At 67.6% G+C, this 11,718-nt stretch carries 10 protein-coding genes and 3 pseudogenes; 10 read left to right on the top strand and 3 right to left on the bottom strand.

Translation table 11 applies throughout. From position 1 onward, the window contains the following. Positions 1-40 precede the first annotated feature (40 nt). Positions 41-700 (bottom strand): hypothetical protein, encoded by a 660-nt coding sequence (locus tag CcI156_RS22680; protein ID WP_076808095.1) that lies wholly within the window; start codon positions 698-700, stop codon positions 41-43. A 377-nt stretch (positions 701-1,077) separates the two neighbouring features. Continuing rightward, positions 1,078-2,549, bottom strand: a pseudogene (locus tag CcI156_RS22675) (IS1634 family transposase). A gap of 280 nt (positions 2,550-2,829) precedes the next feature. On the opposite strand from CcI156_RS22675, the gene CcI156_RS22670 reads away from it, so the two are divergent. The 10 genes and pseudogenes from CcI156_RS22670 to CcI156_RS22630 all read left to right on the top strand — a co-directional run bounded on the left by CcI156_RS22670 (position 2,830) and on the right by CcI156_RS22630 (position 11,052). Further along, on the top strand, positions 2,830-3,819 hold the full coding sequence (locus tag CcI156_RS22670) for a 3-oxoacyl-ACP synthase III family protein (RefSeq protein ID WP_023841864.1): 990 nt from the start codon (positions 2,830-2,832) through the stop codon (positions 3,817-3,819). Between the two features lie 48 nt (positions 3,820-3,867). Then, the gene (locus tag CcI156_RS22665) at positions 3,868-5,043 is read left to right on the top strand and encodes an acyl-CoA dehydrogenase family protein (RefSeq protein ID WP_217697746.1); all 1,176 of its coding nucleotides are present in this window, start codon (positions 3,868-3,870) and stop codon (positions 5,041-5,043) included. A 19-nt stretch (positions 5,044-5,062) separates the two neighbouring features. Continuing rightward, positions 5,063-5,446, top strand: a complete 384-nt coding sequence (locus CcI156_RS22660) for a thioesterase family protein (RefSeq protein ID WP_023841866.1) — start codon at positions 5,063-5,065, stop codon at positions 5,444-5,446. A gap of 31 nt (positions 5,447-5,477) precedes the next feature. Next, positions 5,478-6,698, top strand: coding sequence for a cytochrome P450 (locus tag CcI156_RS22655; protein ID WP_076808091.1), 1,221 nt, complete (start codon positions 5,478-5,480; stop codon positions 6,696-6,698). 40 nt (positions 6,699-6,738) lie between these two features. Beyond that, positions 6,739-7,590: pseudogene (locus tag CcI156_RS27285) on the top strand (IS630 family transposase); the annotation flags it as partial. Between the two features lie 252 nt (positions 7,591-7,842). Next, a complete protein-coding gene (locus tag CcI156_RS27280) occupies positions 7,843-8,928 on the top strand; it encodes a site-specific integrase (protein ID WP_175637654.1) in 1,086 nt (361 codons plus the stop codon). Then, the gene (locus tag CcI156_RS22640; RefSeq protein WP_023841869.1) at positions 8,925-9,467 is read left to right on the top strand and encodes a DUF6262 family protein; all 543 of its coding nucleotides are present in this window, start codon (positions 8,925-8,927) and stop codon (positions 9,465-9,467) included. The genes CcI156_RS27280 and CcI156_RS22640 overlap by 4 nt, the downstream gene beginning before the upstream one ends. A gap of 367 nt (positions 9,468-9,834) precedes the next feature. Further along, positions 9,835-10,194, top strand: a pseudogene (locus CcI156_RS27975) (transposase); the annotation flags it as partial. A gap of 30 nt (positions 10,195-10,224) precedes the next feature. Further along, positions 10,225-10,356: a hypothetical protein gene (locus tag CcI156_RS27460; protein WP_023841871.1), complete on the top strand. Its 132-nt coding sequence runs from the start codon at positions 10,225-10,227 to the stop codon at positions 10,354-10,356. Between the two features lie 120 nt (positions 10,357-10,476). Then, on the top strand, positions 10,477-11,052 hold the full coding sequence (locus tag CcI156_RS22630) for a maleylpyruvate isomerase N-terminal domain-containing protein (protein WP_023841872.1): 576 nt from the start codon (positions 10,477-10,479) through the stop codon (positions 11,050-11,052). Between the two features lie 68 nt (positions 11,053-11,120). Here CcI156_RS22630 and CcI156_RS22625 read toward each other — a convergent pair whose 3' ends face one another. Then, a complete protein-coding gene (locus CcI156_RS22625) occupies positions 11,121-11,447 on the bottom strand; it encodes a hypothetical protein (protein WP_076808098.1) in 327 nt (108 codons plus the stop codon). Positions 11,448-11,718 lie beyond the last annotated feature (271 nt).

Here is an 11,718-nt window from a genome sequence, read left to right as displayed (position 1 = left end):
GTCCTGCGTCCAGGGGCCTCGAGTGCTCACCTGCTGGCGGCTACCGGAACCGAGCCTGCCTCACGGCTGCCCGGTATGTCCCATTAGGGGCCAGCCTTTGCTCTGAACCCCCGGCACGTACCGTGATCAGATCACGGCCGCTGCCATCGCTGCCCAGGTCGAACGGTCCGAGCGCGCCGATGTCGTCGCYGCGACCGGCGCGCAGGACGACCGCCCCGGCACCGTCGCCGAAGATGACCGCGTCCGAGCGGTTGGTCGGATCGACTATCGACGAATACGTCTCGGCGCCCACGACGAGGACCCGCTCGGCCGTCTCGGCGGCGATCAGACCGRACGCGGTCGCCAAGGCGTAGAGAAAGCCACTGCACACCGCGGCCACGTCGAAGGCGGCCACCCCGCCGAGGCCGAGTTTGGAAGCGACGGTCGGGCCGGTCGCCGGGCAGGGCCGGTCAGGCGTCGTCGTGGCGAGCACGAGCGCGTCGACACTGTCGGTGTCCGCGCATTTCATGGCTTTCTGTGCCGCGTAGACCGCCAGGTCCGACGTCGCCATGYCCGGCACCGCGAAATGCCGGGAGACGATCCCCGTTCGCGACCTTATCCACTCGTCCGTCGTGTCCAACCGGCCGGCCAGCTCGTCGTTGTGTACCACCCGCGGCGGCAGGTAGCTGCCGATACCGGCAATCACCGCCGACGCCGTCACAGTGGTCGCCTGCCCTCGGCACTGTTCCGACGCTTGCCATGCGCCTCGGTCTCGACCATTGAAAATCGCCCTCCTTGGTATCCGCACAGGACCGGCCAGGCAGCCGTGGCACCGTTGCGGAGAGCAATCTTCCGCAATCCGCTAACGTGCGCCTATTACGACGCCTGTGAATCGGGCCCGGCCCTCTGCTGGACACCAAAGATCGATGATAGTCGCGGCGGCCGTCTCCCTTAATTCGGCGCCAGACGCAGGTCGTCGTGGCCGCTCATCTTCCCGGTCTTCGTGACAAGGCTGGGTCGCGCCGCCGCGATAGAGCCATAGTAGGAGCGCCCTGTTGTTTCTCGATCGTGTAACCTTGTAACCTGACTTGGCTCAAGTTAGTGCGGTCCTCCCGACGGCTGGTGGATCTTGTCGCGGGCGTCGCGGAGGTCGTCGGGTAGCGGGTGGGCGGCCGTGAGGGTGTGTTCGCCGGCCTGGATCTCGACGGTGCGGTAGCGGCGTACGGTGCTGACGAACCGGCGGATCGACCAGCCGGTGGCCTGCTCGACGAGGCGGGAGATCGCGAGKGCCGCGAACACGATCGTCAGGTGGGCCTCGATCGACTCGTGTTTGTGTGGTAGATCGGCCGGGCGGCGAGGTCGCTCTTCGACATCCGCAACGACTTCTCGATGTTGTAGAGCCGGTGGTAGGAATCGAGGACGAACTCGGGTGTCGGGTCGGGCAGGTTGGTGATGTAGCCCTCGAAACCCGGCCAGGGCCCGTGCCCGGGTTTCGAGGGTTCGGTTGACGGACTTGTCCGCGCCGGTGAGGCGGACGAACCGGTCGCGCTTGACCGGGATCTTCCCGGCGACGGCCTTCTCGGCCTTGGCGACCTGCTCGTCGATCCCGCGCAGGGTGCGCCGCGCACGGTGAGCCTTGTACTGGTAGTAGATGACCTGGCCAGAGGGCGACGCTGGTCGGTCGCGCCGGCGGGCCAGGGCTGGGTGAAGATCTGGCCGTCGGGGATGTCCTCGCCGGGATGGTTGCGCCGCCACGCGGCGACGATGTAGGGAACCTCAGGGAGCTTCATGCCGAGTATGAAGGAGAGGCCTTCGGCCTCGATCGCCTTGCGGTTCGCCTCGGAGATCATGCCGGCGTCGGCGACCATGGTGACGTCGGGCAGCTGGTGGGCGGCCATGAACGCCCGGATCACGGGCAGCATCGTGTGGGTCTCGGCCTTGTTCCCCTCGAACGCGTCGACCATGAGCGGGAAGCCTGAGGCGTCGGTGAGCAGCCCGATCGTGATCTGCGGTTTCAGGCGGCGTTCCTTCGATTAGCCCGGCTCGCGGAACCCGTCGCCCTCGTCGGTCTCGAAGTAGAGCGTGGAGACGTCGTAGCGCAGCAGCGACGCCGGTCCCAGCGCCGCGTGCGCCGCGGCCCGGCGCGACAGTGACTGCCGCCAGGCGTCGATCCCGTAGACCGGCAGCCGCCGCTTGACCGTCGCATAGGAGGCCGGCTCGATCCCGGTCTCCTCCAGGACCCGCAGGCTGTCCTGCTTGGACGTCGGCTCGATGATCCGCGCCAGCACGAGGTGGCGGAACACCTCGTCGCCCTCGGCCGCCTCGCTGAACCCCAGCAGGTCGTAGGCACGACTGAGCGCGTCCCACAGCGCGGCGGACCGCGTCGACGTGATCGGCAGCGGCCCACCCGCAGGTGGCGCGTCGTCCAGGCCCAGGTCAAGCTCGCCCTGGCCGCGGGCCAGCGGCTGCCGCGCCACCGCGCGCAACGCYTCGAGCGCCGCGTCGTCGTGCGCCGAGCCGATGTGCTCCAGCTCCAACGAGCCCCCGCGCGACGAGTACACGATCTGCACCGCCCGCGCCCCGGACTTCGTCTTCACCGTCCGCAACTACAGAGAAACCCGGCCCAGCGTAGAGCCGACGTGTTAGTGCGGACTTTTCACCACCTAGCGACACAACACCGCAGGTCACAGACCTGAAATCTTGTTAAAGCGATCAACGTGAGTCAAGTCAGGGCCGGGGCGCGGTGCCGCGATAGAGCCATAGTAGGAGCGCCTTGTTGTCTCTCGATCGTGTAAGCCTGGCGACCGCGGAGCGGGAGCCGCGCATCTCGCACGCAGGAGGGAACAGAGAATGGTGCTCGCAGGGCGCGTCGAGAGCGTCGGTTTTCTGGGCACGGGTTCTAGTCTACCGAGGCGCCGAGTCTCAAACGCGGACGTGGCCGATGTGCTCAATGTCCAGGAGAACTGGATCGAGGCCCGGACAGGTGTCCGGGAACGGCGTTTCGTCGCAGGCGAGAGCAATACTGATCTCGCTGTGGGGGCTGCGGCGATGGCCATCGAGGAGGCCGGCGTCGCCGCCGCCGCGATCGACGCTGTGATCGTTGCAACATCCACACCCGACCGCTTCATACCGCCGACAGCTCCGATGGTGCAGGCGAGGCTCGGCGTTCGAGGCGCGGTTTCGTTTGATGTCAATGCGGCATGCGCGGGCTTCCTGTACAGCATCGAGATCGCGCGATCGCTCATACTTTCTCGGACGATCCGCGGACACGCGCTCGTGATCGACAGCGATGCGTACTCGCGTGTGCTGGATCCGGCCGACCGGCAGACGTACGCGATTTTCGGAGATGGCGCGGGTGCCGCCGTTCTCGGCTTCTCGACGTCCGGTCGCGGGATCCTCGGCAGCCGATTCAAAACAGACGGCGACCTGGCCGAGATCGCCGTCGGTGGCCCACGACTGCCGCTTTCGCACGAGCAGATCGACAGTGGTGAACACTACGCAAAGATGGTCGGCCACAAGGTGGCTTCGGTCGTTCGCGCCGAGTTTCCCGTGATGGTCAGAGAGGTCATCGAGGAGCATGATCTGACGCTGGACGAGATCGATCATGTCGTGTGTCACCAGGCGAACCCGCGGCTCGTCCAGGAGTGCGCCCTGAGCGCGGGGTTCTCGCCGAAACAGCTGGTGGTGATCGGTGATCGCCTCGGGAACACGGCGGCCGCTTCAGTCCCGATCGGACTGAACACCGCGGTACGCGATGGTCGTATCCACTCCGGCGACACGGTTCTGATGATGTCCTTTGGCGCGGGAATGACCTGGGGATGGTCGCTGGTCACGTGGTGACCGGAAACGGCCCGTAACCCGGAACGAGAGGGGAGCAGCAAGGTGGATATGGCGTGGAAGTCGTCCCAACTGAAACTCAGAGGAAACTTCTTCGATTTTGGGAAGTCCGCCGTGGCGATTAGCAGCCAGGCCCGTGACCGCGACAGCTCCTTCGACCGCGCGCTGTGGGGCGAGCTTGCTCGGAGCCGTTTCTGGCACGTGGCCGTTCCTACGGAGTTGGGCGGCGACGGCGGAGACCTTGCCGACTACATGGCGGCCCTGGAGGGGCTCACCCTCGGCTCGAACGATCCGGGGTTCCTGGTGTCCGTCGGGGCGCACGGCGCCGTTATCCAGCTGTTGCTCCGGTACGGCACCCCAGAGCAGCAGCGACGCTACCTGCCCGGTCTGATGGCCGGCCAGGTGGGCGCGACGGCCGCCACCGAACCGACCGGCGGCTCGCATGTCGCGGCGGTCCGCACGACCGCGCGGCCGGTTGCCGACGGCCAGTACGAGCTCAGTGGCCACAAGTGCCACATCACCAACGCGCCAGAGGCCGACGTCGTAGTGATCGTCGGGCGGGTGGCCGGCGTCGGGAAGCGCGACATCACGCTCTTCCTGATCGAGCGCGGCCAGCCCGGCGTCGAGTTCGGCGTGAACGAGGATCTGATCGGCCTGCGCACCAGCCCGCTCGGGCCTATCCGGATGCGGGACGCGTCGGTCGACACAGAAAGCGTTCTGGGCGGGGTCGGCGGCGGCATGGCGATCCTGCACTGGTGCCTCGCGCTCGACCGGCTGAGCTTCGGAATTATCGCGGCCGCGCACATGGAATCCCTGCTGCCCGTCGCGCTCGACCGTGCGAATACGCGCGAGGCATTCGGGACGACGATCTCAGAGCACCAGTACATCCAGGATAAGCTGGTGCGGACGAAGGTGGCGGTCGAGGCATCCCGCGCGTTGTCCTATGTGACGCTCGATGCATTGCGGTGCCAGGACCCGCGGGCGGGGACATTGGCCTCCTGTACAAAGCTGCTGTCCGCTCAGGGCATTGTCGAGGYCGGGCTGGAGATCGTGCAGCTCTTCGGGCATCTGGGCTGTGACCGTGAGGTCGGAATCGAGCGGCACCTTCGTGACGCCGCCGCGTTCCGCATCGCCGGCGGCACGGATGAGATGCAGAAGAAGAATATCTTCAGCCAGTTGGGGCGGGAGTATGGCGACAATTGGCTGAGGGCCGGCTCGGAAGTCTGACAGACGGAGGTGTCGAACCATGACCAGGACCCTGGCGGCGACAGTGACGAAAGAAGTGTCACCGGCCGACTCCGCCGAACGGTGGGGAAACAGTGGACTCGACGTGCTCTCCACGCCGGCGATCCTCGGCGAGATCGAGCGAATGTGTGATGCGGTCATGAAGCCGCGTCTTGCCGACGGTGAGATGACGGTAGGTGTCTCAGTGACGATGCGCCACCGGCTGCCCGTTCGAGTGGGTAAGCACGTGGAGTACCGGGTGACCGCCGGCGACTTCGCCAGGAAGATGGACTTCTCCTTCGAGGTCAGAAACCTCGACGACGAAATTGTGTGCGATGGCACCCACAGGCGGGCGGTAATCATCAGTGCGGACTTCATGCGTCGCCTTGCCGGCTCGACGCCCTAGTTTTCCGCTCCGAGACTCGAAGGAGACTTCGATGACTGTCATGGCGCCGGACCTGCTTCATCTCACGTTCTGGGACTCCCCGCAGGAGGAGAGGAACGAGGTCTTCGCCCGACTGCGATCCGAGAAGCAGCCAGTTTTCTGCCCGACGCCGGACGGCGCTGGGTTCTATGCTCTCACCCGGCATGCTGACATCAGCATCGCGAGTAGCAACCCCGCCGACTTCAGCTCGGAACCGGTCGCGACGAGTCTGGACGACCTGCCTGAGGAGGTCCAGGAGTTCGCCGGCTCCATCATCAGCCTCGATGCCCCCAGGCATACTCGTCTGCGTCGTATCGCGGCCCGGGTGTTCACCCCTCGGATGGTCACCGACATGACTGCCGCAGTCGGGGAAATCGCCGAGAGAATCGTCGATGATCTCGAGGACGCGCGGACGTGCGACTTCGTCGAGACCGTGGCGGCACCGATGCCCATGCGGGTGATGCGGCTGATTCTAGGCGTTCCAGAGGAGCTGGAGAAGGATCTCTTCAACCTGACCGACATGATTCTCGCGGCCGGCGACCCGGAGTATTCCGAGGTGGCCGGCGGCGGCCGCGCGGAGACGCTGGTGCGAAAGTACCGGCAACTGCATGCTCTGATGCATCAGCTTGCCGAGGAGCGCCGCCAGGATCCGCGTGACGACCTCATCACAAGGTTGATCAACGCCAATGTGGACGGGGACCACCTGACGCGCGATGAGCTAGGCAAGTTCTTCACCCTGCTTATCGTCGCCGGCGCCGAGACCGCGCGCAATGCGCTGTCCCACGCCCTCGCGCTGCTCACGGAGCACCCCGAGCAGCGCTCGACGCTGCTCGGGGATCTCCCGGGGCGGCTGCCAGGCGCGGTCGAAGAGGTGATCCGCTACGCGACGCCGACCACCTGGATGCGCAGGACGCTGGTCCGACCGGCCGAGCTGTCGGGGAACGTCTACCAGCCGGGCGATCGAGTGGTGATGTTCTACAATTCGGCGAATCGGGACGCCGCGGTGTTCGACGCGCCGGACAGGTTTGACATCACCCGTGATCMGAATCCGCACCTCGGATTTGGCGGCCCTGGGCCGCACTGGTGTCTGGGCGCGCATCTCGCGCGTCATGAGATCACCATCATGCTCAAGGAGCTTCTGACCAGACTGCCAAACGTCCACGTCAGCGGCCCGGCCGTTCGCCAGCGGTCCAGTTTCTCGAATGGCATCAAAGAACTGCCGTGCTCATTCTAGTGTCCTGAGTCGTAGATTCGTGGGCGGATAGAATGGGCTGGTGCCTGGCCCGAGCGCGGAACCCATCGAGTTGTCGGCTGCCGAGCGTGCGGTGCTGGAAGGGTGGGCTCGGCGGCGCACGACCGCGCAGGCGCTGGCGTTGCGCTCGCGGATAGTGCTGGCCTGCGCGGAGGGTGGGACGAACGCGGGGATCGCGACCGAGTTCGGGATCACGCGGGGGACGGTCGCGAAGTGGCGGAGCCGGTTCGCGGTCGACCGGTTGGAGGGCCTGTCGGACGAGGCGCGTCCAGGGGCGCCGCGCAAGGTCACCGACGCGCAGGTCGAGGCGGTGATCGGAAGGACGTTGGAGGAGAAGCCACCGAACGGTGACACCCACTGGTCGTCGCGGTCGATGGCGAGGGCCAGCGGGTTGTCGCAGTCGAYGGTGTCGCGGATGTGGCGGGCGTTCGGGTTGAAACCGCACCTGGTCGAGACCTGGAAGCTGTCCACCGACCCGCTGTTCGTGGACAAGGTCCGTGACGTGGTCGGGGTCTACCTGGACCCGCCGGAGAAGGCGATCGTGCTCTGCGTCGACGAGAAATCCCAGGTGCAGGCGCTGGACCGTACCGCACCGGTGCTGCCGCTGATGCCGGGTACGCCGGAGCGGATGACCCACGACTACGTCCGCCACGGCACGACGAGCCTGTTCGCCGCCCTCGACCCGACGTCGGGGGCGGTGATCGCGCAGACCTACCGGCGGCACCGCCATCAGGAGTTCCTGCGTTTCCTCAAACTGATCGACTGCTCGGTCCCGAAGGGCTACGACCTGCACCTGGTCCTGGACAACTACACCACCCACAAGACCCCGGCGGTGAAGAACTGGCTGCTGCGCCACCCCCGCTTCCACCTGCACCTTCGCCGCGGCGACATCGAGGCGTTCCTGAACCGGCTGGCCTACCTGGAGTCGATCGGTACGATCACCGGCGACGCGCGGATCCGCACCTGCCGCGAGGTCCGCACGGTGCTGACCCGGATCCGCGCGCTCGGCCTGACCCGCCCCGGCGGGCTCGCGAGCGGACTCGGGGACGACTTCGCCGTCCACCGCGACGACATCCCCGCCCAGCCGGAGCCCGCCGAGCCGCACCGCGACCTCCCCCCGGAGATCATGCGGCAGGTCTGCGACCAGCTCGACAGCCTCACCTCGGCGGAGATGCGCACCGCGTTCTCGCTCGCGATCGACACCGGCCGCCGCCCCGAGGAGATCGCCGCCCTCGGCTTCGACTGCCTGACCCGCGATGCCGACGGTGCGCCGCTGCTCATCTACACCAACCACAAAGGTCACCGGCTCGGCCGACGCCTCCCGATCGGCGAGAACACCGCCGACCTGGTCGTCACCCAGCAACGGCGGGTTCGCGGCCGTTTCCCGGACACCCCGATCGCCGAACTCGCGCTGCTGCCGACCGACCGGCGCAACCCCGCCGGCCGCCGGCCGATCACCGCGTTCAGCCTGTCGTTCCACCACCGGACCTGGGTCAGCCGGATGCCGACCCTGACCACCAGCGACGGAGTCGAGTTCGACAGGAGCAGGATCGTGCTCTACGCCTACCGGCACACCTACGCCCAGCGGCACGCGGACGCCGGCGTCCCGATCGACGTGCTGCGCGAGCTGATGGACCACCGCAAGTTCGACACCACCCGGCAGTACTACCGCGTCGGCGAACAGCGCCGCCGCGAGGYCGTCGACCGGCTCACCGCCCTGCAGTTCGACCGGCACGGCAACCGCGTCTGGCAACAGGCMCAAGCCCTCCTCGACACCGCCCACGCCCGCCGGGCCATCGGCGAGGTCGCCGTTCCGTTCGGGATCTGCGCCGAGCCGTCTAACGTCACCGCCGGCGGCCAGGCCTGCCCCTACCGGTTCCGCTGCGCCGGCTGCGACCACTTCCGCACCGACGTCTCCTACCTGCCCGAGCTGACCAGCTACCTCGACGACCTGCTGCGCACCCGCGAACGGCTCCTCGCCGCCGCGGACGTCGACGACTGGGCGAGAGCCGAGGCCATGCCCTCCGACGAGGAGATCACCCGCATCCGCCGGCTGATCGGCCGTGTCAGCGCCCGCCTCGACGAGCTCACCGCGCCCGAACGCACCCAGATCGACGACGCCGTCGCGACCGTTCGCCGGCACCGCGCCGCGCTGCTCGGCATGCCCCGCCTGCGCGCCGGAGCCGTCCCCACCGGCCAGGCGACGCCATGACCACCCCGCGCACCGCGGCCATGGCCCAGGGCCGGCGCGCGGACACCGACCGGCGCCGCCAGCGCGTCCAGACCGCCCTCACCAGCGCCCACGCCGCCGGCAAGGAGATCACCATCAGCGGCATCGCCCGCGCCGCCGGCGTCGACCGGACCTTCCTCTACCGGCACCGCGACCTGCTCGAACAGGCCCACGCCCTCGAAGCCCAGCCCGCCCCCAACCCCAGCGCCGGACCCACCGTGACCCGAGCGTCCCTGCAGGCCGACCTACTCGCCGCCCACGAACGCGCCATCCGCCTCGCCACCCGCATCCACCAACTCGAAAACCGCCTGTCCGGCACCCTCGGTGAACAGACCTGGCGCGAGTCCGGACTCGGCGCACCCGCCGACATCGACACACTCAACGCACGAATCATGAACCTCGAGCAGCACGTCGTCGACCTACGCCTCCAACTCGCCGAACGCGACCAGGACCTCACCGCCGCCCGGCAAGCGAACCGCGAAATGATAACCCGCATCAACACCCCGCCGACGAGCCGATAAAAACCCCGGCGCGTCACCCTTGCACCACACCTGTTGCAGAACATACCTTCAAGTCAACAGCCCCTGAGCTGCGCAAACGCAGAGATCAGGCGCCCGGACCAGCGTCCGACCCCCAGAGAAACGCCGCCACTCCACCCTGCGCTACCAAACCCCCGAACAGGCCGAAAACCTCTACCACGCGACTATCGCAACTATTGCGGACGCCGCATAAGAAGGATAAGGTCCCTACTATGCAGGTGTCCGAGAAACGGGGCTCACCTCAGGCCACGGCACGTCGGCATAACGAAGACGTCACCATAAGACGCGCTGCACACCCAGGACGACACCGCGACCTGGCTCGTCGACCACGGAGCGCACTACCTGCTGATTGTGGAGGCGAACCGGCCGACGCTGCTGGCCCAGCTGGCGACCCTGCGCTGGACGAAGGTCCGCACCACGTCGCGGACGAGAAGCCGCAGCCACGGCCGCGTCGAACGCCGGACCGTGCAGGCCACCGAGGTCCGCGCCGGGATCGGCTTCCCCCACGCGGTCCAGTCCGTCCGGATCATCCGCCACCGCCGGCCCCTGGCCCGGCGGCCCAGCCACAGCCGAAACCGTCCACGCGGTCACCAGCCTGCCCACGCACCAYGCCAGCCCGAGGCTGCTCGCCGAACTCGCCCAAGCGCACTGGGCCATCGAGAACCGCCTCCACTGGGTCCGCGATGTCACCTACGACGAGGACAGACACCGCGCCCRCACCGGAAACGCGCCGCAGGTCATGACCAGCCTCCGCAACCTCGCGATCACCATCCTGCGCCTTACCGGCGCGAAGAACATCGCGAAGGCCCTACGCCACCACGCCCGCCACCCCGARCGACCCCTCGAAACAATCAAGAAGGCCGGTTGCTAACCAGCAACTTTGCCGCCGCCCTGGGCCCCCACCCGCTCGTCACCAGCGCTTCGGCCGGCAGGTCGAACAACCTGCGCCACGGGCCGTGACCCTTGGCCATCCAGCTGGCAGACTTGGGCCATGCATTTGGTGGGTGCTGACGAGGTGCAGCAGGCCGTGGCCGAGATGGTGCGGGTACTGGCCCCTCATGACGAAATCGACTGGCACATACCCGCGGGTTCCCTGGAGTGGACCTGCTGGACTACCGCTGCGCACGTGGTCCACGACCTCGCGGCTTATGCTGTACAGCTCACAGCCCAGAGCGACGAGAAATACCTGCCCTTTGACCTGACAGTTCGGCCGGGCGCGTCGCCGCGACAGATTTTGCGACTGGCTAGGGTGTGCGGCTGTCTGCTCGGCGCGGCGGTGTCGGGAGCCGCGCCGGAGGTCCGCTCCTGGCACTGGGGGGCCACCGATCCCAGCGGCTTCGCCGCGCTGGGCGTCTGCGAGACCCTGGTCCACACCTACGACATTACCCAGGGTCTGGAAATCGCGTGGTCGCCTCCCGAGCCGCTGAGCGTCGCCATCCTCGGACGGCTTTTCCCTGACGCTCCGGAAGGTGACCCGTCCCGGGCACTGTTGTGGTGCACGGGACGGATTGACCTCCCTGGCCGACCCCGCGTCACCTCTTGGGTTCTGAGGACCGCCGTCGCCTGACTCGATGCGGGTGTCCTGTTTCCGCGCGCTAAGTGGTTGAGCCTGGAAGTCCTTTGGGGGTGCAGTGATCAGCTGGGTTCGGTGGGGAGGTGGACGGTGCAGGCGGTGTCGAGGGCGTCCTGGGGGCTACCGGCGAGGTAGCCGGTGAGCAGGGCGGCTTCCTGGTAGCGGTTGTGGGCGGCGGAGTAGATCGCGAAGCCGAACGAGTGGGCTGACCCGCCGTAGCGCAACCGGCACAGGGGGATCTCCTCGCCGTCGGGCAGGACGCCGGCGACGTAGGCGAACGCGCCACGGTAGGTGACCTCGGTGCGGGCGAGTTGCGGCCAGCGCTGCTCCGCATGATCGAGCAGGCGCAGCCGGATCGAGGACGTCGTGGACTCGGGGATCACCGTCATGCCCACCAGTCTGCCGGCACCCGGCAGATCGCTACGATCATCCCGCCGTCGCCGTGGACGCCCACCCCGCCTGCTCCCGGAGTGCGTGATGCCGTCACCCCGCGTTGCCGTACCCATAGACCTGACCGCGAGCGAACGCAGACGGCTCAAGGCCCGCGTGAACGGGCGCAGGACGCCGTACCGGGACTGGTAGCGGTCAACGATCGTGCTGGACGCGGCCCGCGGCTACTCCAACACGCGGATAGCCCGGCGACTGTGCGTGACCGAGGAC

It is taken from the genome of Frankia sp. CcI156, from assembly GCF_001983015.1.
Taxonomy (GTDB): Bacteria; Actinomycetota; Actinomycetes; order Frankiales; family Frankiaceae; genus Frankia; species Frankia casuarinae.
The sequence above is the reverse complement of the archived record's forward strand: the minus strand, read 5'-3'. Positions and strand labels throughout refer to the sequence as shown.

Excerpts from the sequence above, each read along its gene's own strand:
- CcI156_RS22630 (WP_023841872.1), top strand. The coding sequence starts at position 10,477 with ATGCATTTGGTGGGTGCTGACGAGGTGCAGCAGGCCGTGGCCGAGATG.
- CcI156_RS22640 (WP_023841869.1), top strand. The coding sequence starts at position 8,925 with ATGACCACCCCGCGCACCGCGGCCATGGCCCAGGGCCGGCGCGCGGAC.
- CcI156_RS22670 (WP_023841864.1), top strand. The coding sequence starts at position 2,830 with ATGGTGCTCGCAGGGCGCGTCGAGAGCGTCGGTTTTCTGGGCACGGGT.
- CcI156_RS22660 (WP_023841866.1), top strand. The coding sequence starts at position 5,063 with ATGACCAGGACCCTGGCGGCGACAGTGACGAAAGAAGTGTCACCGGCC.
- CcI156_RS22625 (WP_076808098.1), bottom strand. The coding sequence starts at position 11,447 with ATGACGGTGATCCCCGAGTCCACGACGTCCTCGATCCGGCTGCGCCTG.